The following is a 23,607-nucleotide window of genomic DNA, read 5'->3' on the forward strand; positions in this document are numbered from 1 at the left end:
GCACCGGTGACCAGGTAGGTCACCTTCTGGGCTACGGAGACGCCGTGGTCGGCGAAGCGCTCAAAGTAGCGGCTGGCCAGGGCAACGTCCACCGTGGTGGCCGGGGACTCCTGCCAGTCGCTGCGAGCGATCGCCTTGAAAACGCTCAGGTGAAGGTCGTTGACAACACCGTTGGCCCTCATGATTTCCCGGGCAACGCCGAGGTCACGGGTTGCCAGCAGTTCGGTGAGCTTCTGGGCGATCAGCAGATCCTGTTCGGCGAAGCTCTTGAAGGTCTCCCTCAACTGCTCCGGGACCACTGTCGCGGGATAGCGCAAACGCGCCAGCTGGGCCAGGTGCCGGGCGAGGTCGCCCATGCGTTCCAGCGAAGCGCTCATCCGGAGCGAGCCCACGAGCATGCGCAGGTCGCTGGCCACCGGCCCCTGGAGGGCCAGGATGTCAATGGCGTGTTCGTCGAGGCTGTTTTGCAGGAAGTCGATCCGGGCATCGGCGGCAATCACGTCCTCCGCGAGGTCGATGTCGGCGCCCTGGAAAGCCGTCGTGGCCTTGTCGATGGCCTCCGTGACCAGCGTTGAGATCTCGACGAGCTGCTCCCTTACCTGGGCGAGCTCCTCCTGAAAAACCTTACGCACGTGTGCGTCCTTTCCTCGGAAATATTGCCGGCCATTGAAGTGGCGGGCCTATTTCGGTTCGCCTACCGGCGCTCCAACTGTCAACTCTTTCAGTGTCTGGTGAACTGTTACGCCCCAATAGGTGAACGTTAGCTGAACCGGCGCCGGAATCGCAGGAGATTTCGGTTTCGTCCGCTGGGCAGAGCATAAGCTGGAGCCGTGGATCCAATGCTCATCGGCGTGATCGCCGGCCTGATCGGCCTCTCGTTTGGCATGTTCGGCGTACTCGCATTCCGGGTCAGTGAGCAGCAGCGGCACATCGTCGACGTCGACGTCGAGGAACCCTCGCTGCCCGAGGGCGCCGCGGAGGTGCTCGCCGTCCTCGGCCGCGCGTTCGTGGTGGTCGATGCGATCGACGGCGTGGTCCGCGCCAGCCCTGCCGCCTACGCCTACGGCCTGGTCCGCGGGCACACCGTGGTGCACCAGCAGCTGCTGGAAATGACCGCCAAGGTGCGCCGTGACGGGGTCATCCTGGAAAAGCAGCTGGAGCTGCCACGCGGCCCGCTCGGCCAGGGCACGATCGTTGTGCAGGTCCGGGCAGCCGTGATCGCAGAGGAATATATCCTCCTGCTCGCCGATGACCGCACGGAATTCACCCGCACCGAGGAAGTCCGCAACGACTTTGTCGCCAACGTCTCCCACGAACTGAAAACGCCGGTCGGGGCGATCTCGCTCCTGGCGGAGGCCCTCGAATCGTCCGCTGACGACCCCGAAGCCGTCAAACGGTTTGCCAAGCGCATGCACAAGGAATCGACACGGCTCGCGGCCCTGGTCCAGGACATCATCGAGCTTTCCCGGCTGCAGGGCGCCAACGTCGCGCAGCAGGGCCGCCCCGTGGACATCAACACGGTGGTCAGCGAGGCCGTGGACCGCTCCCAGCTGCCCGCCGAGAGCAAGAACATCCAACTGGTGGTCGGCGGCCACGCCAATGCCATGGTCTACGGCGACCAGGACCTCCTCGTCACTGCGCTGCGGAACCTGATCGACAACGCCATCCGCTACTCGCCGGAGAACACCAAGGTGGGCATCGGCATCCGCTCCAAGGACGGTCTCGTGGCTGTCTCGGTGACGGACCAGGGTGAGGGGCTCAGCCCCGAGGACCAGGAGCGTGTCTTCGAACGCTTCTACCGGGTGGATGCCGCCCGCTCGCGGCAGACCGGAGGCACGGGGCTGGGCCTGAGCATCGTCAAGCACGTCATTTCCAACCACGGCGGTGAGGTCACCCTGTGGTCCCAGCTTGGCAAGGGTTCCACGTTCACCATTCGACTTCCCGAGATGGAAGGCCAGGACGACGCCGACGGCGCCGGGGCCGGCAAAGCCGCCGCCCACCCTTCCAGCCAAGACCCCAGACCGCAACGACGTGACGCCGCCGGCGTCCATGAGCAAGGAGCTAGCGCTTGAGCAGGATTCTTATTGTTGAGGACGAGGAGTCCTTCAGCGACCCCCTGTCCTATCTGTTGGGCAAGGAAGGGTTCGAGGTGGAGGTGGTGGACAACGGACTGGACGCCATTACCGAGTTCGACCGCAACGGCGCCGACCTCGTCCTCCTGGACCTGCAGCTGCCTGGCCAGTCGGGCACCGAAGTCTGCCGCCAACTCCGGCAGCGATCCAGTGTCCCGGTGATCATGCTGACGGCCAAGGACTCGGAAATCGACAAGGTGGTGGGCCTGGAGCTGGGCGCCGATGACTACGTCACCAAGCCCTACTCCTCGCGGGAGCTCGTGGCCCGCGTCCGCGCCGTCCTGCGGCGCCAGAGCGAGCCTGAGGAACTCGTCTCCAGTACGGTGCAGGCCGGTCCCGTCCGGATGGACATCGAACGGCACGTCGTGAGCGTCGGCGGCGAGCAGATCGCACTGCCCCTCAAGGAATTCGAGCTGCTGGAAATGTTGCTGCGGAACTCCGGCCGTGTCCTGACCCGCGGCCAGCTGATCGACAGGGTCTGGGGCTCCGACTATGTAGGGGACACCAAAACCCTTGACGTCCACGTCAAACGGCTGCGCAGCAAGATTGAGCCGGATGCCTCGGCGCCGCGGTACCTGATCACCGTCCGCGGGCTGGGTTACAAGTTCGAGCCGTAGGGATGGGAGACGCCGCCCTGGACTAGCTGCCGGGGCGGCCCGGAGTCCAGGGAATGTAAATGGCATGCAAAAGGAGGGGCACCCGTGGGTGCCCCTCCTTCTGCAATGCTTTTGGCAGTCCGTCCAGCCGCGAAGGCTGCCGGGCCGGTTTAGTGGTCGGGGGCTAGTGGCCCGCGGTGCTGCTCGGCGTCGGTGTGGCCGTTTCGGTGGACGTTGCCGTGCTGCTGGAAGTCGCCGTGCTGCTGGGGGTCGGCTCCGGCGTCGGCAGGTACGTCTTGTAGTCCACGATCGTGCCGTCCAGAACCGGAACCTTGAACTTAGCGTCCATGTTGGTGCCGCTCTCGGAGATCGTGACCTCGGTCATCGCGCCGGGCTTGGCGCCGGCGGGGGTCAGGAGTACCGCGGCGGTGGAGTCGTTGAGCATGGTGTGGGAGTTCTGCTTCACCGGGACCTCCGCCTGTGACCCTTCCGCGCCCTTGATGGTCAGCACCACGTCCTTGGAGGAGGTGTTGTACACGGCGCCGATCACGCGGCCCGGCTTGTCCTGGCCGTCGGCAACGATGATGAAGTTGCGCAGCTGCAGCGGGCCGAGATCAGTGCGGGTTCCGTCCGACGCCGAGTACTGCTCCGAGGTCTGCTGGGGGTTGATGTAGCTGCAGCCAGTCAGGGACAGCAGCCCGATGCCAAGTGCAGCCGTTGCCATTGCCAGCTTGCCGCGCTGGCCCCGGTTCATCGCAGTGAAACGCACGTCACGCACTCCTTGAGAGTCTTGAAACATTATTCAGCCATAGCCTAGCCGCAATCGGCCTCAAACAAGGATTCGGCGCCTACACATAAGCGCGCGGACGGGTGCGTCCGGGCAGCAGCGGCCCGTTCCACGGGAGTCCGAAACCTCTTGGCAGTTAGCGTCGAAGGCACTATTATCTGCATCCGTCAAGGGGTTTGAGGGGGTGGATTAAGGCCATTTTCCCCGGATTCATGCGGTTCCCGGCACCTTTAGATGCCAGTTGTATGCCTTAATCGTGATAAACTGGTCTGCGGGAAAGGGGAATGTCCACATGGTTTTTGAGGTCGGCGAGACAGTAGTTTACCCTCACCACGGTGCAGCCAAAATTGAAGAAATCAAGATGCGCACCGTCAAGGGCGAAGAGAAGATGTATCTCAAGCTCAAGGTGGCTCAGGGTGATCTGACCATTGAAGTTCCAGCAGAAAACGTTGACCTGGTTGGGGTTCGGGACGTAGTGGGCAAGGAAGGCTTGGAGCACGTATTTGACGTGCTGCGCGCCGAGTTCACTGAAGAGCCCACAAACTGGTCGCGTCGCTACAAGGCAAACCTGGAAAAGCTTGCTTCCGGTGACGTCATCAAGGTGGCAGAGGTCGTCCGCGACCTTTGGCGCCGCGATCACGACCGGGGACTCTCCGCGGGAGAGAAGCGCATGCTGGCCAAGGCCCGCCAGATCCTTATTTCGGAACTGGCACTGGCTGAAAAGACGGATGAAGAGAAGGCTGCAAGCGTTCTCGACGAGGTCTTGGCTTCCTAGCACAAGGCCGGCTCACCTAAGAGCCGGCGCAGATAAGAATCGAACCCCGGTGGCATCAGGCCGCCGGGGTTTCTTCTTGCCCGTTGTCGGCGGCCCCCTCGGTTGCGCTATCAGTTGTGGTCCCTCTCAGCGCTCAGAAGCGCCACAAGTGATAGGGCAACGGGGGGTGCTCGGGGGGCGCGGGGACGTAGTCTTGTGCGCATGGATACTGCACCGACGAACACGTCACCGGCCGGTCCCGTCACCGCGGTCATTGTTGTGGCTGCCGGCTCGGGCCAACGCCTGGGCTACGGCATGCCCAAAGCCAAGGTGCCGTTGGGCGGGGATAGCATCCTCACCCACGCCTTGCGGGGCGTGGCGGCCGCCGGGATCGCGCAGCAAATCTGCGTTGCCATCCCCCCGGGAGATGCCGAACTGCGTGCGTTGTGCGAGGCCTTCGCGCAGGAGCTGGCGGCCGCACACCGCCGCAACGCGGCGACGGGTCACGCCCTCCAAGGTCCGGTCGTGACCGTCGTCGAGGGCGGTGCAAGCCGCGCCGAGTCAGTCCGCGCCGCGATGGCCGCGCTCCTGCCCGGTGTTGAATCCGTGCTGGTCCACGACGCCGCCCGGGCACTAACGCCGGAATCCGTCTTTCACCGGGTCGCCGCCGCGCTGGGCGCCGGCGCGGCAGCCGTTATTCCCGTGATGCCGGTGGTGGACACCGTCAAGACCGTCGAACCGACCACCGGCGCCGGCGCCGCGGTGGCCCCCGAGCTGGTCACCGGGACGGCTCCCCGGGAGTCGCTCCGGGCCGTCCAAACACCGCAGGGATTCGCCCTCGATACCCTCAAACGCGCCCACGAGGCCGCCGCCGGGTTCGACGCCGGACAGGCCGCCCTCGTCACGGACGACGCAATGCTCGTGGAACTCCTCGGCGTGCCCGTCCACGCCGTGCGCGGGGCCAGCCAGTCCCTCAAGATCACCACGCCCCTGGACCTGGTCCTTGCCGAGGGGCTCCTCGAAGGACCCCTCGGCGCACGCTGGGTAGAGGGATGAGCATGTCCACCAACCCGCCCGTCATCCCCCGGACCGGAATCGGAATCGACGTCCACGCCTTCGCCGCCGAGGACCAGCCGCAGCCGCTGTGGCTTGGCGGGCTCTTCTGGGAAGGGGAACGGGGGCTGTCCGGGCATTCCGACGGCGACCCCGTGGCGCACGCTGCTGCCGACGCGCTCTTCTCCGCCTGCGGGGTGGGCGATCTCGGCACGCATTTCGGGACGGACCGGCCCGAGTATGCCGGCGCGTCCGGTGTGACCCTGCTGGCCGAGGCCGCCCGGATTGTCCGCGCCCACGGGTTCGAGATCGGCAATATCGCCGTGCAGTTTGTGGCCAACCGGCCGAAATTCGGCCCGCGGCGGGAGGAATCCCAGCGAGTCCTCAGCGACGCAGCCGGCGCGCCGGTCAGCGTCACGGCCACCACGAGCGACGGACTCGGGTTCACCGGCCGCGGGGAGGGGATCTCGGCGGTGGCCACGGCGCTCGTCTATCCGGCCGGCTGATGACCGGAGGTTGAACACTGCTGGCCTCCGTCACCTACGCTTGAGGGGGGAAGACCCCGCCGTGACATCCCGTCCCGAACTGCCAGGAGACCTGCCGTGAAGAAGCTGCTGACCGCCGTCGTACTTGTGGCCGGGACCATGCTGAGCGGCTGCGCCGTCTCTACGACGGCGCCCCAGACCCCCAGCGCCACCCCGAAGATGAGCGTCGAGGACAGCTGCAAGTTCCTCAACACCGATACCTTCGTGCCCTCCGGGACCGCCAAGGAGCAGGCCGCGCAGATCGGGCAGCACTACCAGGAGGTCGCGGACAAGGTGGCGCCGGAGGTGGGCGCCCCCATCCAGCAGATGGCCGACATCATGAAACAGGTTGCCGCGAGCCCCACGGGGGCCAAGACGGACGCACAAACGGCCCAGCTCACCGAGCAGATCAACAAGATCGGGCAGTACTGCAAGTAGGGCTGCCGGACCGACGGTCCCGGACTGGCCGCAAGGCAGTAGGTGCGGCGGCAGGCACGCCGGTGAGCCCGCGGACCGCCATCGGCTAATCTGGAGCGGTGACCCTGCGCTTTTACGACACAGCATCCGCCGAAGTCCGCGACTTCGTCCCCCTGGTACCTGGCCAGGTGAGCCTGTACTACTGCGGAGCCACCGTGCAGGGCATGCCACATGTGGGCCACATCCGTTCCGCGATCGCATTCGACCAGCTGACCCGCTGGCTGCAGTACCGGGGTTTCCGCGTGACGGTGGTCCGCAACGTCACGGACATCGACGACAAGATCCTTGCCAAGTCCGCTTCCTCCTTCGGCCCCGACTTTGAGGACGAACCCGGAGCAGTCCGTAACGAGGAATGGTGGGCGCTGGCCTACCGCTACGAGCAGGAATTCCTCAAGGCCTACGACACCTTAGGCGTCTCCCGCCCCACCTATGAGCCCCGCGCCACCGGCCACATCCCGGAAATGCACGCCCTCATCCAGCAGCTGATCGACCGCGGCCACGCCTATCCGGCCCTGGACGGCTCCGGCGACGTCTACTTCGACGTGCGCTCGTGGTCCGCCTACGGTTCCCTGACCCGGCAGAAGATCGACGACATGCAGGGCGCCCCCGACGCCGACCCGCGCGGCAAGAAGGACCCCCGGGACTTCGCGCTCTGGAAGGGCCACAAGGACGGCGAGCCGACGACGGCGAGCTGGACCTCGCCGTGGGGCGCCGGCCGCCCGGGCTGGCACCTCGAATGCTCGGCGATGGTCACCAAGTACCTCGGCACCGAGTTCGACATCCACGGCGGCGGCCTGGACCTGCGCTTCCCGCACCACGAGAACGAGATGGCCCAGTCCCAGGCAGCCGGCCACGGCTTCGCGAACTTCTGGATGCACAACGGGATGGTCACCTACGCCGGCGAAAAAATGTCCAAGTCCATCGGCAACACCGTCAGTCCGGCGGAAATGCTCGAACTCGCCCCGGCCCGCGTCGTCCGCTACTACCTGGGGCAGGCGCAGTACCGCTCGGTCCTGGACTACCAGCCGACGTCCCTGCAGGAAGCGGCCGCCGCCGTCGAACGGATCGACGGTTTCCTCAACCGGGCCGGCCGGGTCCTGCCTGACGCCTCGGCCACGGTTTCGGCCAGGCCCGCCCCGCCCGAAGACTTGCCCGCCGCGTCCGTGCCGGAGGCGTTCGCGGCCGCCATGGACGATGACCTTAACGTCCCGCAGGCCCTGGCTGCGCTGCACGACGCCGTCCGGTCCGGGAATACGGCCCTCACCGCGGGCGACCTCGATGCGGCCGGGCAGGCACTCAGCAGCGTCACCGCCATGCTGGATGTCCTGGGCCTGAATGCCACGGCAGGGCCCGCCGCGGACGCGCACGCCACCACGGCTCTTGGCGTCCTTGTCGAGGCACAGCTGGAAGCGCGGGCCAAGGCCCGGGCCTCTAAAGACTGGGCTGCTTCCGACGCCATCCGGGACACCCTCGCCGCCGCCGGAGTAGTCGTCGAGGACGGCCCGGACGGGGCCAGCTGGAGCCTGAAGCGTGGCTGAATAACTGCTGCTGCGCCGTCTGACATCCAAGTCTGGCCTTGCCTCGGGCCATCCCTGATCGAGGATTTTACTCGGGTCAGTAGACTGGAGGTCAGACTTATCAACAAAGTACGTAACAAGCAGGGGTGGAACTCATGGCCAACAACGGTCGCCGGTCGGTCAAAATGAAGAAGGGCCCTACCGTCGGAACCGGCGGTCACGGGCGCAAGGCACTTGAGGGCAAGGGCCCCACGCCGAAGGCGGAGGACCGCCCCTACCACAAGGCGTTTAAGAACAAGCAGCTCGCGGAACGCTCCGAGGCCAAGCGTGCCAGCGGAAGCCGCACCACGAGCACCGCAGCCCGGACCGGCCGCTCAGGTCCGAAGGGCCGCGCCACTGAAGAGGTCGTCACCGGCCGCAACTCGGTGGTCGAAGCGCTGCGTGCTGGCATCCCGGCCAAGGCCCTGCACGTCGCCGTCCGCATTGAAATGGACGACCGCGTCAAGGAATCCCTGAAGCTCGCCGCCGAACGCGGCATCCCGCTGATGGAAACCGGCAAGCCCGAGCTCGACCGCATGACCGATGACGCCATCCACCAGGGCCTCGTGCTGCAGATTCCGCCGTACGAATACCAGGACGCCTACGAACTCGCGGAAGAGACCCTCGAGGCCTGGAAGAAGGGCCACGTGGCCAACGCCCCGCTCTTCGTGGCACTGGACGGCATCACCGATCCCCGCAACCTCGGTGCGATCATCCGCTCCGTCTCGGCTTTCAGCGGCCACGGCGTCATCGTCCCGGAGCGCCGCTCCGTGGGCGTTACCGCCTCGGCCTGGAAGACAAGCGCCGGCGCGGCTGTCCGTGTCCCTGTCGCACGCGCTGCCAACCTGAACAACACGCTCAAGGCGTTCAAGAACATGGGTATCTATGTGCTGGGGCTCGACGGCGACGGCGACGTCTCGCTGCCCGATCTCGCCCTGGCCACAGAGCCGGTGTGCCTCGTCGTGGGTTCCGAGGGCAAGGGCCTCAGCCGCCTGGTCCGCGAAAACTGCGACCAGATCGTCTCCATCCCGATCGACTCCGCCATGGAATCCCTGAACGCCTCCATGGCAGTGGGCATCTCCCTCTACGAGATCTCCCGCCAGCGCGCCGCTAAGTAAGGTTCGCTACTGTCGTTCCGGTTCGGTTCGGTTCGCCGTCGCCGGAGTTTTGGTCAGGTTCGCCGTCACCGAAGTTTTGCCGTCGCTTAGCGGTCAGCCCCTTCCCAAACTTCGCAAGCTCAGTTCGGGTCCCTCGGAGCTTCTCTTCCTCTCGTCCTCGCGGCCGGCCTCCAGCGTCTTTGGTCGGCGATGCGCTCCTTAGCAAAACTCCGGTTCCGTCTCTGACGCTCCCTCCGGAGTCAGGACGCGAATGTTACCTACGACGCTCAGTCGATCCTGCGACGCGCAAATTCCCTGTCGCTACCGGAATACCCGTAGCGACAGGGCATTTGCGCATCGCCTGGCTAGATGCGCCGCGTCAGAGCAATAGGTCGAAGGTGACCGGGGAACCGACTTAGAACTTGTGGCGGTTGGCTAGGACCGGGAGGTTGGTTCGGGCTTCCTTGACTGTGGCGGTGTCGAGGTCGGCGAACAGCAGTCCGGGGGCGCCGTCGAGCTCTGCCAGGATGTCGCCCATGGGGGAGACCACCACGGAGTGCCCGACTCCGGTGGGGGCGGAGCCCTTGACCGGGTGGCCCGCGCTGGCGGGGTCGCCTTGGCCGCAGGCGAGGACCAGAGTGGTGGAGTCCAGGGCGCGGGCGCGGGCCAGGAGCTTCCACTGCTCGGCCTTGCCGGGGCCCGAGCCCCAGGATGCGCACACAATGTTCACGTCGGCGCCGCGGTCCGCGTTTTCCGTGAAAAGGTCCGGGAAGCGGATGTCGTAGCACGTGGCGAGGCCGAACGTCACGCCGTCGAGCTCAAAGGTGACGGGGTCGGCGCCGGCGTCGACCGTGTCCGACTCCGCGAAGCCGAAGGCGTCGAAGAGGTGGATCTTGTCGTAGCTGGCCTCGAGGCCTCGGCCGGTGACGAGCAGGGTGTTGCGCACCTTGGGGCCGTTGCCGGCGATGCCGGGGGTGAACATCCCCGCGACGATGACGATGTCGAGTTCCGCGGCGAGGGCGCGCACGCGTGATGCCCACGGACCGTCCAGCGGCTCGGCGATATCCAGAAGTGAATTTCCGAAAGCCCGCATGGCGGCTTCCGGGAACACCACCAGCTCCGCGCCGCCGGCTTTTGCCTGACGTGCATAGTCCTCTATGAGGGCCAGATTCGCGGCCAGATCGCGTCCGGTGATGATTTGGGCTAATGCTGCGCGCACAATTACCTCCAACTCGGCGCTTCATTCCAGTATGCAGTGCGGCGCTTCCGTACACTGCAAAACGTCATGAAAACGAAAATGAGGGCCATTTGTTCGGCCCGGCTAAGCTTTAAGCAATGGTTATGCCCTTTATAGACACAGCTTCCACCGTAGACGCTTCGCGAGCGTTTCCGCTGGGAATCAGCGTTCCGCACACCGGGTCGCCGGCAGTGGACGATCCCCGCGGCGCGTTCGCCAACGTGGCTGTCTACGCGCCCGGCGTGACCACCCTCGAGATCGCATATCAGCCGCCCGGGGGAACCTGGCAGGTCAAGACCCTGCCCAACATCACCGATGGTGTCCACCACGGCATTGTGGAGGGCATCCCCGCAGGGTCGCGCTACGGCTTCCGGGCCTCTCCGGAACACGAGGCCCTCCCGCTGTCCATGCCCGCCACGGATTTTGACGCCGCCGGCGAGCAGCCGCTGCTGATGGACCCGTACGGCCGGGCCGTCGACGAACGCGAAGAGCTGATCACCAGCGTCCGGGTCGGCAGTGACTTTGACTGGGGGCTGGACCGCAGCCCGCGCGTGCCGTGGCGCAACACGATCGTCTACGAGGCCCACGTCAGGGGCCAGACAAAGCTGCACCCGGATATTCCCGAGGAACTGCAGGGGACCTACGCCGGCATGGCCCACCCGGCCATGATCGAGCATCTGATCTCGCTGGGCGTCACGGCGATCCAGCTCCTGCCCGTCCACTTCCACGTCGACGAGCCGCACCTGCAGCAGCTCGGGCTGACGAATTACTGGGGCTACAACACGGCCGCCTTCTTCGCCCCGCACCCCGGCTACGCCACCGCGGCGGCCCAGGCTGCCGGCGCGCACGCGGTCCAGGACGAGTTCAAGGGCATGGTCAAGCTGTTGCACGCCGCCGGGCTGGAGGTCATCCTCGACGTCGTCTACAACCACACGGCCGAGGGCGGCACGGACGGTCCCACCTTAAGCTTCCGCGGCCTGGGCGAGATGCAGTATTACCGCAACGACGGCCACGGCAGGTATGTGGACACCACGGGCTGCGGCAACACCCTGAACTTCGGCGAGCCCCGCGTGGTGCAGCTGGTACTGGATTCCCTGCGCTACTGGGTGAACGAATTCCACATCGACGGCTTCCGCTTCGACCTCGCCGTCACGCTGTGCCGCAACAGTGCCAACGAATTCGATCCCCGGCACCCCTTCCTTGTCGCGGTGGGCGCCGATCCTGTCCTGTCCGGGATCAAGTTGATTTCCGAGCCTTGGGACGTGGGCTACGGCGGCTGGCAGACGGGCCGCTTTCCGGCCGGCTGGGTGGACTGGAACGATCACTTCCGCGACGCCGTCCGCAGCTTCTGGCTCGCCGACCGCGCTGCGATCGACGCCGGCGGTAACGGCGGCCCCGTGGCCCGCCTCGCGGATGCCCTCTCCGGTTCCGCCGGGCTGTTCGAGTCTTCGGGCCGGTCCCGGCTCGCCTCGCTGAACTTCATCACCGCCCACGACGGCTTCACCCTGGCCGATCTGACCGCCTACGACCGCAAGCACAACGAGGCCAACGGGGAGCAGAACCGCGACGGCCACGGGGACAACCGCAGCTACAACCACGGCTTCGAAGGCCCCACCGAAGACCTCGACATCCTGGCCCGCCGGGCCCAAAGCAGGCGGAACCTCATGGCCTGCCTCATGATCTCCCAAGGCGTACCCATGATTGCCGCCGGCGACGAGATCTGCCGGACCCAGCAGGGCAACAACAACGCCTACTGCCAGGACAACGCGCTCACCTGGATTGACTGGACCAACACCGCGGAATCCCATGCGATGCTGCGCACCACCAAGCGCGTCATCAGGCTGCGCAAGGAGTTCCTGGCCGGCCAGCCGCATGACTACCCCACGCGCGACACCCAGTCCTACTTCCACTGGTTCGATGTGGACGGCAACCCGATGTCGGCCGACACGTGGAATGACCCGGCCCACCGCGTCATCCAGCTCCTGCTCGGTTCCGACGACGGGCACGTGGATGGTCTGGTGGTGGTCAACGGCGGTGCCGACGACGTCAAGGTCACCCTGCCGCGGCTCAGCAATGAGGACGGTACCGGGCACCGGCGCTTCGAGCTTCGCGTCACCACCTCCGAGCTCCATGACCGGCGTCAGGGCGCCCGCGTTGCCTCCGGTGAACGGGATGTCGTCCAGGCCAACACGATCAATATTTACCGCACCTGATCAGCTGCAATCTAAGGACCCCATGAAGATTTACTCGGCAGACACCTGGACCATTGAAGAACTCACAGAGCAAATCGACGACGCCGGCCGCCGCACCCTAGTGATCCCCGCCGCCGACACCAAGCAGGCGGTCCTGGAGACCTTTAGCAAAGTCCTGGACTTCCCCGAGGACGACGGCGTGGACCTGGACGCCCTGCATGACTCGCTGCACGACGTCGCCGATGCCGTGACGGACGACGGCGAGGCCCCTGTCACCTTCATCTGGCAGGTCCCGGCCGCGCTCCGCGCGGACCGCTCCTTCGGCGTCATCTGCGAAACCCTGCAGGACGCCGAGAGCTACGCCGGTACGAGCCTGGCCGTCATCGCCGTCTGCCTCTAGGCCCGGGTTCCGGGCCGCCAGCCCCCGGCGGGCCGGCGTTGAGAACGACGGCCCGCCAGGGCACGCTACGCGTTGACGATCAGGCCGAGCTCGGCCTTGGACGCCAGTGCCTCATGCTTGGGCAGCACGCGCACGGTGTAACCGAAGGACCCGGAACGGTCGATCACCAGCGTGCCGCTGAAGAGGTGCCGGCCCCGGCCGAGGTCTTCGGCGGCCTTGAGCTCCGCGACCGTGATGTCCGCCAGTTCGTCGGATTCTTCGGCCCGGCCGTAGGCCACCTCAACGTAGACATCGTCCGGTGAGAGCTCGCTGAGGGAGACATAGGCGTTGACCTGGAGGAGATCGCCGATCTGCGGGTCCTCGGAGACCCCCACGGAGTCGACGTGTTCCACCTGTATGTGGGGCCACGCCGCCCGGATCCGTGAGGTCCACCCCGCCAGGGCCTTGGCCTGGGCGTAGTTCTCCGCCACGGCGTGGCGTCCCGCGATCGCGGCCGGGCGGTACAGCACGTTGACGTAGTCCTTGAGCATCCGCTCCGCGGAGACCGCGGGGCCAAGGTGAGACATCGTGTGCTTGATCATGGACACCCAATGGGTGGGCACTTTCTGCGGGCCGGACTCCGAGGGCCCGGCAGCGCCGGCCCCGTCCGAGACGGTCAGCCCGTAGAACCGCGGCGCCACCTGGGTTTCAAGCAGTTCGTAGAGTGCCGCTGCCTCGATGTCGTCACGTTCTTCCGGCGATGCGTCATTGTTGGCGGTCGGGATCGCCCAGCCGTTCTCGCCGTCGTACATCTCGTCCCACCAACCGTCCATGACCGAGAGGTTCAGCGAACCGTTGAGGGCCGCCTTCATGCCGGAGGTTCCGCAGGCTTCCAGCGGGCGTAGCGGGTTGTTCAGCCACACGTCGCAGCCCGGGAACAGGGTCCGCGCCATGGCGATGTCGTAGTTGGGCAGGAACGCGATCCGGTGCCGCACGGCGGGGTCGTCGGTGAACCGGACCAGGTCCTGGATCATCTTCTTGCCCGCGTCATCGGCCGGGTGCGACTTCCCGGCGATCACCAGCTGGATGGGATGAGTCTTGTGCAGCAGGAGAGCCTTGAGTCGTTCGGGATCCCGCAGCATGAGGGTCAGCCGCTTGTATGTGGGCACACGGCGGGCAAAGCCAATGGTCAGGATGTCCGGATCCAGGACGGAGTCCGTCCATGCCAGCTCGGCGTCGGCCGCGCCGCGCTTCTTCCAGGCGGCCCGGAGCCGGCGCCGGACGTCCTCGACCAGGGACACCCTCATTTCGCGCCGCAACGCCCACAGGTCCTCGTCGGTGACGTTGTAGGCCAGGTCCCAGGGGCCCTGCGCCTCAGCATCGGCGCCGAACTTTTCCCGCGCCAGCGCCGAGATGCGGGAGTCCACCCAGGTGGGGACGTGCACGCCGTTGGTGACGGAGGTGATGGGGACTTCGGAGTGGTCAAAGCCCGGCCAGAGGGCGGAGAACATTCCGCGGGAGACCACGCCGTGCAGTTTGGCCACGCCGTTGGCCCGCTGGGCAAGCCGCAGGCCCATGACCGCCATGTTGAACACGAACGGGTTGCCGTCAGTGAAGTCCTCGCGGCCCAGATCCAGGATCTTTGCCACCGGGACGTCTGGTGCGAGACCGGCTTCGAAGAAGTGTTGGATCTGGGAGATTTCGAAGCGGTCGATCCCGGCCGGGACTGGCGTGTGGGTGGTGAACACGGTGGACGCCCGACCGGCGGCCAGGGCCTCGTCCCAGCTCAGCGGGGCCGGGCCGGACATCAACTCCTGGATCCGCTCGACGCCCAGGAACCCGGCGTGCCCTTCGTTGGTGTGGAAGACCTCCGGGGCCGGGACCCCGGTGAGGCGCTGGAACTCGCGCAGTGCCTTAACCCCGCCCATGCCCAGCAGGAGCTCCTGCTGCAGCCGGTGGTCACCGCCGCCGCCGTACAGGCGGTCGGTGATGCCGCGGGCGGCTTCGTCATTGCCCGGAACGTTGGAGTCCAGAAGCAGCAGCGGAACACGCCCGACGTCGGCCCGCCACACGTGCGCCAGCAGGCGCCGGTCATTGGGGAGGGGAAGGGAGATCTGCACGGGTTTGCCGTTGCCGTCCGGCGATGCCTCGCGCAGGAGCGTCAGGGGCAGCCCGTCCGGGTCCAGGACCGGGTACGTTTCCTGCTGCCACGCGTCGCGGGACAGGGACTGCTTAAAGTATCCGGCCTGGTACAGGAGCCCGACGCCGATCAGCGGCACGCCGAGGTCCGACGCCGCCTTCAGGTGGTCTCCGGCCAGGATGCCCAGACCGCCCGAGTATTGGGGGAGGACCTCGGTGATGCCGAACTCGGGCGAGAAATAGGCGATGCACGACGGGGCGCCGTCGCCAAGGCTCTGGTACCAGCGCGGCTGCTCCAGGTAGCGGTCGAGGTCGTCGGCGGCGGCATGGACACGCCGCACCACGTCCTGGTCCGCCGCGAGGCGCTGCAGCTCTTCCCGGCTGACCAAGCCCAGGAACGTCACGGGGTCATGGGCGCTCTCCGCCCAGATCCCGGGGTTGAGGCCCTCAAAAAGCTCCCGGGTGGGCCGATGCCAGGACCACCGAAGATTGGTGGCGAGACGGGCCAACGGCCGGATGGACTCCGGAAGAACGGTTCGGACAGTAAATCTGCGGATTGCCTTCACCAGCGAAACACTAACGGACAACTCGGTGCCCCGGAACCGCTTTAAGATTCTTTCCGGTAAATGACGGATATCGGTCCGACTCGAACCGGAAACCTCTCACAAAACGTTCGAGGCCTTAGCATTCTGGCCGTTTTGTAGATAACGTCGAGCCTGTGACGAATAACTCGCGAACCAGTGCCCTGTCCAAGCAAAAGCCCAAGGCCCTGATCACGGATGGCCTTCGATTTGGCCGATTTCCGATCACCGCCGTGCAGCCGTCGGTAGAAGACGGAAAGTTCCCGGCCAAAGCTGTTGCGGGCGAATCCATTGTGGTGGGTGCCACCGCGTTCCGGGAGGGACACGACCAGCTCGGCGTCAGCGCCGTCCTGCTCGACCCCCGCGGCAAAGAGCGCCAGCGGGTCCGCCTCGCACCGCCGCGCGGACCGCGCGGCATGGGCACCGACCGCTGGGAAGGCCTCCTGACCCCGCCCGCCACCGGCAAATGGTCCTTCGTCATCGAGGCATGGCATGACCGCTACGGCACCTGGCACCACAACGCCGAGGTCAAGGTGGAGGCCGGCATCGACGTCGAGCTCATGCTGGCCGAAGGCGCGGCCCTGCTGGCGGAAGCCTCCGAGGACGCCTCGCGACCCTCTGCCGACCGCCGGACGCTGCGGATGGCCGTCGTCGTGCTCTCGGACACCGCCCGGACACCGGAGGAGCGCCTCGCCGCCGGCTTCAGCGACGAGATCGCCGCCGTCGTCGAACGCCAGCCCATCCGCGAACTCGTGACGGTCTCCGAACCGTACCCGCTGCTGGTGGAGCGTGCGCTCGCCGGCAGCGGCTCCTGGTACGAATTCTTTCCGCGCTCCGAAGGTGCCGTGCGCAACCACGACACCGGAGAGTGGACCTCCGGCACCTTCCGCACCGCCGCGAAACGCCTTGACGCCGTCGCCGCCATGGGCTTCGACATCATCTACATGCCGCCGATCCACCCGATCGGTGTCCAGCACCGCAAGGGGCCGAACAACACCCTGATTGCCGGACCGCACGATCCCGGCTCCCCGTGGGCCATTGGGTCCAAGGACGGCGGCCACGACGCGATCCACCCGGACCTGGGCACCTTCGAAGACTTCGACGCCTTCGTGGCCCGGGCCGAGGAACTGGGGCTCGAAGTCGCCCTGGACCTGGCCCTGCAGGCCGCGCCGGACCACCCGTGGGTGCAAAGCCACCCGGAATGGTTCACCACCCGGGTGGACGGCAGCATCGCCTACGCGGAAAACCCGCCCAAGAAATACCAGGACATCTTCCCGCTGAATTTCGACAACGACCCCGCGGGGCTGTCCAACGAAATTCTGCGGATCGTGCTGCTGTGGGTCAGCCACGGCGTCAAGGTCTTCCGGGTGGACAATCCGCACACCAAACCCGTGTGGTTCTGGGAATGGCTGATTGGGAAGGTCAATAAGAAGCATCCCGACGTCGTTTTCCTGGCCGAGGCGTTCACCCGCCCGGCCATGATGCACGCCCTCGGCCGGGCCGGCTTCCAGCAGTCCTACACCTACTTCACCTGGCGGAACACCAAGGAAGAACTGGAGGAGTACTTCCAGGAGGTCAGCCACGAGTCACCGGCCTACTTCCGGCCGAATTTCTTCGTCAACACCCCGGACATCCTCACCGAGTACCTGCAGTTCGGCGGACCGTCGGCGTTCAAGATCCGCGCCGCGCTGGCCGCAACGGCCAGCCCGATCTGGGGCGTGTACGCCGGCTTTGAGCTCTACGAACACGTGGCGCGTCCCGGAGCCGAGGAATACATCGACAACGAGAAATTCGAGTACAAGTCACGCGACTGGGATGCGGCGGCCGAAACCGGGCGCAGCCTGGCGCCGTACCTGACCCGGCTCAACGAGATCCGCCGCGCGCACCCGGCCCTCGGGGACCTGCAGAACCTGACGCTGCACCAGAGCACGGACACGTCCACCGTGGTGTACTCCAAGCACAAGACCCTCCCCGACGGGACCAAGGACACCTTGATCATCGTCGTCAACGTGGACCCGCACGGCACCCGGGAGAGCACCGTGTCCCTGGATCTGCCGGCGCTGGAACTGGACCCGGACAACTTCACGCACAACGGCCGTTTCATGGTCGATGACTTGCTGACCGGCGAGAGCTGGGAATGGGGGGAGTACAACTACGTCCGTCTGGACCCGCACGTCGAGCCCGCCCACATTCTTAGCATCCGGAGGTAGTGCCAGTGAGTTTTAGCCCGCAGAACCCCAGCCAGCACTTCAGCCCGAGGGGAAGTTTTGAACTGAACGCTCCAGGCCTCCAGCACGACCCCCTCTGGTACCGCAAAGCGGTGTTCTACGAGGTCCTGGTCCGGGGCTTCGCCGACGGAAACGGGGACGGCTCGGGCGACTTTCACGGACTGATCGAGAAACTGGATTATCTGCAGTGGCTGGGCGTGGACTGCCTATGGCTCCCGCCGTTCTTCCAGTCACCGCTGCGCGACGGCGGCTACGACATCTCCGACTACAACTCCGTCCTGGACGAGTTCGGGACCATCAGTGACTTCAAGCGGCTCGTGGCGGAGGCCCATGCCCGCGGCGTCCGGGTGATCATCGACCTTCCGCTGAACCACACCTCGGACCAGCACCCGTGGTTCCAGGAGTCGCGCAAGGATCCGGAGGGGCCCTTCGGGGACTTCTACGTCTGGAGCGACACGGACGAGAAGTATGAAGACGCCCGCATCATCTTCGTGGACACCGAGGAATCCAACTGGACCTTCGACCCCATCCGGCGGCAGTTCTTCTGGCACCGGTTCTTCAGCCACCAGCCCGACCTCAACTTCGAGAACCCCAAGGTCATTGACGCGCTCTTCGACGTCGTCCGGTTCTGGCTGGACCAGGGCATCGACGGCTTCCGCGCGGACGCCATCCCGTACCTGTTCGAGGAGGAGGGCACCAACTGCGAGAACCTGCCGCAGACCCACGAATTCCTCCGCAAGCTGCGCAAGATGGTCGATGAAAGCTACCCGGGCCGCGTGATCATTGCCGAGGCCAACCAGCCGCCCGCCGAAGTGGTGGAGTACTTCGGCACCGAAGAGGATCCGGAATGCCACATGGCGTTCCACTTCCCGATCATGCCGCGGCTGTACTATGCGCTGCGGGACCAGAAGGCGTCACCCATCATCGAGACGATGAAGGACACCCCGGACATTCCCGAAGGCGCCCAGTGGGGCACGTTCCTGCGCAACCACGACGAACTGACGCTGGAAATGGTCACGTCCGATGAACGCGCCGCGATGCTGGGCTGGTACGCGCCGGATCCGCGCATGCGCGCCAACATCGGCATCCGGCGCCGGCTGGCCCCGCTGCTGGATAACTCCCGCTCCGAAATCGAGCTCATCAACGCCCTGCTGCTGTCCCTGCCGGGCAGCCCGTTCCTGTACTACGGGGACGAGATCGGCATGGGGGACAACATCTGGCTTGAGGACCGCGACGCCGTCCGCACCCCGATGCAGTGGAACCCGGACCGCAACGCCGGGTTCTCCAACGCGGACCCCGGAAAGCTCTACCTCCCCGTGATCCAGTCGCTGGTCTATAACTACAGCATGGCCAACGTGGAGGCCGAGGCCGCACATTCGGGGTCGCTGCTGCGCTGGACCCGCCAAATCCTGAGCGTCCGCAAGAACCACCCCGCCTTCGGCCTGGGCGGATTCAAGCATGTGGAAGCCGACCACGACGTCGTCCTCGCCTACCTGCGCGAGCTCCCGGAAGGCAACGCCGCCGGTGAGGACGCCGAGACCATCCTGTGCGCCTTCAACCTCTCGCAGCACCCCGTGGCAACCACCCTGCGCGTGCCGAAATTCGCCGGCCGGGGACTCCGGGACGTGTTCGGCGGCCAGGCATTCCCGGCCATCGGCGATGACGGAACCCTGACGTTGACCCTGGGCAGCCACGATTTCTTCTGGCTGCGGATCCGCTCCGCAGCTTCCAACCCGGCATCCCCGTTCACTCAGGCGATGCCTATCCTGTCCATCGAAGGCTGAGATGACCCGACCGACCCTTGCCCCGGCCCTGAGCGCACTGCTTGGCGCCTGGCTTCCGCGCCAGCGATGGTTCCCCGTCAAAAGTGCGGAGTTCAGCTTCGAACCGGCGGGCGGTCTGCGCCTCGAGACCGGCGGCGGGGAGGGCGCTCCCGGCACGGCGGTGTGCGAGGTGTTCCTGCTGGCGGTGTCCTATCCCACCCCCGACGGCAGCCGGACCGACATCGTCCAGGTGCCGCTCAGTTTCCGCACGGAACCGCTGCCCGGTGGCGAGCGTGCGCTGATCGGCGAACTTCCCGGCACGCGCGATGACGCTGCACACCGCTGGGTTTACGACGGCGTCCACGACGCCTCCTTCGTCGCCGCGTGGCTGGAGCTCATCCGCGACGGCGGAAGCACGCCGTCGGGACACGCGACCGGCCACCTGGTGGAGTCCGGCTACCGCCTGCCGTTCGCGACGGGCAAGGTGAAGGTGCTCGCCGGGGAGCAATCGAACAGTTCGGTGATAGTGGACGACGGCGGTTCGGCTGCCATCGTGAAGTTTTTCCGGGTGCTGTCCGAGGGCCAGAACCCCGAGGTCGAAATCGGCGCGGCGCTGACGGCGGGGCGCACCGAGGAAGTCCCGGCGACCCTTGGCTGGGTTACGGGGGAATGGGAGACTCCTGCGGCTGCGCTCGGTGTGGGCCCGTCCGCTGCTGTCCGTACCGCCCGCGGCGAGCTCGCCGTCGCGCACGAATTCCTCTCCGGCGGGCTCGATGCCTGGCGGCTCGCCGTCGACGCGGCCAGCCGGGGGATCGGATTCAGCGCTGAGGCCCATGCCCTGGGCGCTGCGACGGCCACGGTGCACCGGCGGCTCGCCGAGGCGCTGGGGACCGCCACCGAATCCGCGCCGGGCGAGGACATCGCCCCCGGAGTAGCCCAGCGGGTGCGCCAGTCCTGGGCCCAGGCCGGCAACGCCGTCGGACCGTACGAGGACCGGCTGGACCGGCTCCTCGACCGGCTTGAAGGCACCAGCGCCGGGCGGCTGCAGCGCATCCATGGCGACCTCCATCTCGGACAGATCCTGCAGGTTCCGAGCAGTAGCGTCCCGGGCGAGCCCGGGGCTGCGCCGCGCTGGGCCATCCTCGACTTCGAGGGTGAGCCGCTGCGCCCGATCTCCGAACGCAATTTTCCCGACGTCCCGCTGCGCGACGTAGTCGGCATGCTGCGGTCCTTCGACTACGCCGCCGGCGCCGCCGTCCGCGAGAATCCCGGTGCCGTGGTGCCGGGGACATGGGTGGATGACTGCGCGGAGGCCTTCCTGGCCGGCTACGCCGAAGTCATCCCCGGCAGCATCGACCGCGACTCGCCGCTCTTTGTGGCGCTGTGGCTCGACAAAGCACTCTACGAAGTCATCTACGAACTAAGGAACAGGCCGGACTGGCTCTCCATCCCGGTGAACGCATCGCGTCGTCTCCTCGGCAGTACAGGTTCCGGCGTCGCCGCCGAAGCCACAGCGGAAGGTATAAAAATGACAGGATCAGCACGTATCGATCGGCCCGGCGCACCATTGCCCGTGGACGGCGAGACTCTTGCGAGGGTCGCATCCGGCGAACACCACGCGCCCCACTCAGTCCTGGGTGCCCACCTTGATGACCACGGCCACGTCACGATCCGGACCGTGAAGCACCTGGCGGAGGCAGTTTCTGTCGTGACGTCGGCAGGTGCTGTGCCCATGACGCACGAATCGGGCGGCGTGTGGGTGGCTGTGATGGAACCGCTCGAGCGTGGCCACGTGCCGGATTACCGCCTCGAAGTGACCTACAAGGACCACGAGCCGCAGCGCATGGACGACCCCTACCGCTACTTGCCGACAATCGGTGAAATCGACCTGCACCTGATTGGTGAGGGCCGGCACGAGCGCCTGTGGGAGGCCCTCGGCGCGCACGTCCAGCACTACAAGTCCTCCCTCGGCGACGTCGACGGCGTGTCCTTCGCCGTCTGGGCCCCGAACGCGCAGGCGGTGCGCGTGAAGGGCGACTTCAACGGCTGGGACGGCCGGGAACACTCGATGCGCTCGCTGGGTTCCAGCGGCGTGTGGGAGCTCTTCATCCCCGGCGTTGTAGCAGGGGCGTGCTACAAGTTTGAGATCCGGACCCGGCACGGCTACTGGGTGGAAAAAGCGGATCCGCTGGCCTTCGGAACCGAGGTCCCGCCGCTGACGGCGTCCCGCGTGATCGAGCCCTCCTATGTCTTCAAGGATGCCGAGTGGATGCAGGCCCGCGCCGGCCGCGATCCTCACAACTCAGCCATGAGCGTGTACGAGGTCCACCTCGGCTCGTGGCGTGTGGGGCTGGGCTACCGTGAACTGGCCAAGGAACTCGTGGAGTACGTCAAATGGCTCGGCTTCACCCACGTGGAGTTCATGCCCGTGGCCGAGCACCCCTTCGGCGGCTCCTGGGGCTACCAGGTCACCTCCTACTTCGCACCGACCTCACGGTTCGGGCACCCGGACGAATTCCGGCACCTCGTCGACGAACTCCACCAGGCCGGCATCGGCGTCCTCCTGGACTGGGTCCCGGCGCACTTCCCCAAGGACGAATGGGCCCTGGCGCGGTTCGACGGCGAGGCCCTGTACGAGCACGCCGACCCGAACCTGGGCGAGCACCCGGACTGGGGAACGCTGATCTTCGACTTCGGCCGCACGGAGGTCCGCAACTTCCTGGTGGCCAATGCCCTGTACTGGCTCGACGAATTCCACATCGACGGGCTGCGCGTGGACGCCGTCGCCTCCATGCTGTACCTCGATTATTCGCGTGAGGAGGGGCAGTGGCGGCCCAACCGTTTCGGCGGCCGCGAGAACCTGGAAGCGATCTCCTTCCTGCAGGAAGTCAACGCCACGGTCTACAAGACGCACCCCGGTGCCGTCATGATTGCCGAGGAGTCCACCGCATTCCCGGGCGTCACCGCACCCACCAGCGGCGGCGGCCTGGGCTTCGGCCTCAAGTGGAACATGGGCTGGATGCATGACTCGCTCCAGTACATGGCGGAGGACCCCTACAACCGCAGATGGCACCACGGCACCATCACCTTCTCGATGGTCTATGCCTACTCGGAGAACTTCCTCCTGCCGATCAGCCACGACGAAGTTGTGCACGGCAAGGGTTCCATGCTGCGCAAGATGCCCGGCGACCGGTGGCAGCAGCTGGCCAACCTCCGCGCGTTCCTGGGGTACCAGTGGGCGCACCCGGGCAAGCAGCTGATCTTCATGGGCACGGAATTCGGCCAGGAAGCGGAGTGGTCAGAGCAGTACGGCCTGGACTGGTGGCTCGCCGACATCCCGGCACACAACGGTATGCAGCTCCTGACCAAGGACCTCAACGAGCTGTACCGTTCCACGCCGGCCCTGTACGAGCGGGACAACCAGCCGGAGGGTTTCCAGTGGATCAACGGGGGAGACTCGGACCGCAACGTGCTGACGTTCATCCGCCGCGATGCTGACGGCAACCCGCTGGTCTGCGCCGTGAACTTCTCCGGCGGCCCGCACACCGACTATGTCCTGGGCGTCCCGTCTGCCGGAGCATGGCAGGAAGTGCTCAACACCGACGCCGCCAGCTATGGAGGCTCCGGCGTGGAAAACACCGGAACTCTGACTGCCGCGGACGAGGGCATCGACGGTCAGCCGGCGTCGCTCACCGTGACCCTGCCCCCGCTCGGGGCCGCCTACTTCAAACCGCTGGCGTAGGCGCCGCCCGGCGCGAAGCCGGTGGGGGAGCGCGGTCAGCCTCGCGTGGTGAACCCGAGCGGCGTAAGCCCCGCGTGAGCATCTGGGAGAAGCCCGGAATCCCCGTGATTCCGGGCTTTTCCGCGCCCTCTTCGAGGCGGCTTTGTCAGCGGGGCCAAGTGGTGGTAGAGTTTATTTCCGCGCTGCTCCCCGGAGTTGAACGGCCACCAAGACCCAGAAGCCTATGGCAAGACTGAGTCGGGACCGCCGATTTGACAAGGGTGAAGCGGCCGGGTAAGTTTGAAAAGTTGCTCCGGAGCGATCCGCGACTGTTTGTTGGTTGTGGTGGTGCCGGGTGTGTCTGTTGTTTGAGAACTCAATAGTGTGCCAA

Annotated in this window: 17 protein-coding genes; 13 read left to right on the plus strand and 4 right to left on the minus strand. The window is 66.3% G+C overall.

What is annotated here, in order from left to right; genetic code table 11:
- Positions 1-632 (minus strand): phosphate signaling complex protein PhoU (gene phoU / locus ABD243_RS05750; RefSeq protein WP_344363072.1); only part of this gene is annotated, 632 nt, incomplete at its 3' end.
- A 207-nt stretch (positions 633-839) separates the two neighbouring features.
- Between phoU and ABD243_RS05755 the strand changes: the two genes are divergently transcribed.
- Positions 840-2,072, plus strand: a complete 1,233-nt coding sequence (locus tag ABD243_RS05755; protein WP_344363135.1) for a sensor histidine kinase — start codon at positions 840-842, stop codon at positions 2,070-2,072.
- Positions 2,069-2,749, plus strand: coding sequence for a response regulator transcription factor (locus ABD243_RS05760; protein ID WP_091255327.1), 681 nt, complete (start codon positions 2,069-2,071; stop codon positions 2,747-2,749). Before ABD243_RS05755 ends, ABD243_RS05760 begins: the two co-directional genes overlap by 4 nt.
- A 163-nt stretch (positions 2,750-2,912) precedes the next feature.
- Here the strand turns inward: ABD243_RS05760 and ABD243_RS05765 are convergent, their stop codons facing one another.
- Positions 2,913-3,482, minus strand: coding sequence for a hypothetical protein (locus ABD243_RS05765; RefSeq protein ID WP_344363138.1), 570 nt, complete (start codon positions 3,480-3,482; stop codon positions 2,913-2,915).
- A gap of 325 nt (positions 3,483-3,807) precedes the next feature.
- On the opposite strand from ABD243_RS05765, the gene ABD243_RS05770 reads away from it, so the two are divergent.
- The 6 genes from ABD243_RS05770 to rlmB all read left to right on the plus strand — a co-directional run bounded on the left by ABD243_RS05770 (position 3,808) and on the right by rlmB (position 8,997).
- Positions 3,808-4,290, plus strand: coding sequence for a CarD family transcriptional regulator (locus ABD243_RS05770; protein ID WP_026266570.1), 483 nt, complete (start codon positions 3,808-3,810; stop codon positions 4,288-4,290).
- A 201-nt stretch (positions 4,291-4,491) separates the two neighbouring features.
- Positions 4,492-5,325, plus strand: a complete 834-nt coding sequence (gene ispD, locus ABD243_RS05775; protein ID WP_344363074.1) for a 2-C-methyl-D-erythritol 4-phosphate cytidylyltransferase — start codon at positions 4,492-4,494, stop codon at positions 5,323-5,325.
- The gene (ispF, locus tag ABD243_RS05780) at positions 5,322-5,828 is read left to right on the plus strand and encodes a 2-C-methyl-D-erythritol 2,4-cyclodiphosphate synthase (protein ID WP_344363076.1); all 507 of its coding nucleotides are present in this window, start codon (positions 5,322-5,324) and stop codon (positions 5,826-5,828) included. The genes ispD and ispF overlap by 4 nt, the downstream gene beginning before the upstream one ends.
- Before the next feature lie 96 nt (positions 5,829-5,924).
- Positions 5,925-6,284 carry a hypothetical protein gene (locus ABD243_RS05785; RefSeq protein ID WP_344363079.1) on the plus strand — a complete coding sequence of 120 codons (360 nt, stop codon included), beginning with the start codon at positions 5,925-5,927 and terminating at the stop codon, positions 6,282-6,284.
- 98 nt (positions 6,285-6,382) lie between these two features.
- The gene (gene cysS, locus ABD243_RS05790; protein ID WP_344363081.1) at positions 6,383-7,861 is read left to right on the plus strand and encodes a cysteine--tRNA ligase; all 1,479 of its coding nucleotides are present in this window, start codon (positions 6,383-6,385) and stop codon (positions 7,859-7,861) included.
- A gap of 134 nt (positions 7,862-7,995) precedes the next feature.
- Entirely contained in the window at positions 7,996-8,997 is a 1,002-nt protein-coding gene (rlmB, locus tag ABD243_RS05795) for a 23S rRNA (guanosine(2251)-2'-O)-methyltransferase RlmB (protein ID WP_344363084.1), read from the plus strand.
- Positions 8,998-9,391: 394 nt separating this feature from the next.
- Here rlmB and ABD243_RS05800 read toward each other — a convergent pair whose 3' ends face one another.
- Positions 9,392-10,195 (minus strand): carbon-nitrogen hydrolase family protein, encoded by an 804-nt coding sequence (locus ABD243_RS05800; RefSeq protein ID WP_344363087.1) that lies wholly within the window; start codon positions 10,193-10,195, stop codon positions 9,392-9,394.
- Between the two features lie 116 nt (positions 10,196-10,311).
- Between ABD243_RS05800 and glgX the strand changes: the two genes are divergently transcribed.
- Together glgX and ABD243_RS05810 are read left to right on the plus strand one after the other, a co-directional pair.
- On the plus strand, positions 10,312-12,426 hold the full coding sequence (glgX, locus tag ABD243_RS05805) for a glycogen debranching protein GlgX (protein WP_344363088.1): 2,115 nt from the start codon (positions 10,312-10,314) through the stop codon (positions 12,424-12,426).
- Positions 12,427-12,448: 22 nt separating this feature from the next.
- Positions 12,449-12,805, plus strand: a complete 357-nt coding sequence (locus tag ABD243_RS05810) for a barstar family protein (RefSeq protein WP_116768623.1) — start codon at positions 12,449-12,451, stop codon at positions 12,803-12,805.
- Between the two features lie 65 nt (positions 12,806-12,870).
- Here ABD243_RS05810 and glgP read toward each other — a convergent pair whose 3' ends face one another.
- Complete coding sequence (gene glgP, locus ABD243_RS05815) at positions 12,871-15,489, minus strand: alpha-glucan family phosphorylase (protein WP_202615944.1); 2,619 nt, start codon at positions 15,487-15,489, stop codon at positions 12,871-12,873.
- 152 nt (positions 15,490-15,641) lie between these two features.
- Between glgP and ABD243_RS05820 the strand changes: the two genes are divergently transcribed.
- The 3 genes from ABD243_RS05820 to ABD243_RS05830 are packed head-to-tail and all read left to right on the plus strand — an operon-like array spanning position 15,642 to position 23,237.
- Positions 15,642-17,714, plus strand: coding sequence for an alpha-1,4-glucan--maltose-1-phosphate maltosyltransferase (locus ABD243_RS05820; protein ID WP_344363093.1), 2,073 nt, complete (start codon positions 15,642-15,644; stop codon positions 17,712-17,714).
- A gap of 5 nt (positions 17,715-17,719) precedes the next feature.
- Entirely contained in the window at positions 17,720-19,516 is a 1,797-nt protein-coding gene (treS, locus tag ABD243_RS05825) for a maltose alpha-D-glucosyltransferase (protein WP_344363095.1), read from the plus strand.
- 1 nt (position 19,517) lies between these two features.
- The gene (locus ABD243_RS05830) at positions 19,518-23,237 is read left to right on the plus strand and encodes a 1,4-alpha-glucan branching enzyme (protein WP_344363097.1); all 3,720 of its coding nucleotides are present in this window, start codon (positions 19,518-19,520) and stop codon (positions 23,235-23,237) included.
- The last annotated feature ends 370 nt before the right edge of the window (positions 23,238-23,607 follow it).

Source organism: Arthrobacter humicola (genome assembly GCF_039531445.1).
Classification (GTDB): Bacteria; Actinomycetota; Actinomycetes; order Actinomycetales; family Micrococcaceae; genus Arthrobacter; species Arthrobacter humicola.

What these genes read in the sequence shown, in the direction of transcription:
- ABD243_RS05810 (WP_116768623.1), top strand. Translation starts at nt 12,449, where the DNA reads ATGAAGATTTACTCGGCAGACACCTGGACCATTGAAGAACTCACAGAG.
- ABD243_RS05755 (WP_344363135.1), top strand. Translation starts at nt 840, where the DNA reads ATGCTCATCGGCGTGATCGCCGGCCTGATCGGCCTCTCGTTTGGCATG.
- ABD243_RS05830 (WP_344363097.1), top strand. Translation starts at nt 19,518, where the DNA reads ATGACCCGACCGACCCTTGCCCCGGCCCTGAGCGCACTGCTTGGCGCC.
- ispD (WP_344363074.1), top strand. Translation starts at nt 4,492, where the DNA reads ATGGATACTGCACCGACGAACACGTCACCGGCCGGTCCCGTCACCGCG.
- ispF (WP_344363076.1), top strand. Translation starts at nt 5,322, where the DNA reads ATGAGCATGTCCACCAACCCGCCCGTCATCCCCCGGACCGGAATCGGA.
- ABD243_RS05770 (WP_026266570.1), top strand. Translation starts at nt 3,808, where the DNA reads ATGGTTTTTGAGGTCGGCGAGACAGTAGTTTACCCTCACCACGGTGCA.
- ABD243_RS05765 (WP_344363138.1), bottom strand. Translation starts at nt 3,482, where the DNA reads ATGAACCGGGGCCAGCGCGGCAAGCTGGCAATGGCAACGGCTGCACTT.
- rlmB (WP_344363084.1), top strand. Translation starts at nt 7,996, where the DNA reads ATGGCCAACAACGGTCGCCGGTCGGTCAAAATGAAGAAGGGCCCTACC.
- glgX (WP_344363088.1), top strand. Translation starts at nt 10,312, where the DNA reads ATGGTTATGCCCTTTATAGACACAGCTTCCACCGTAGACGCTTCGCGA.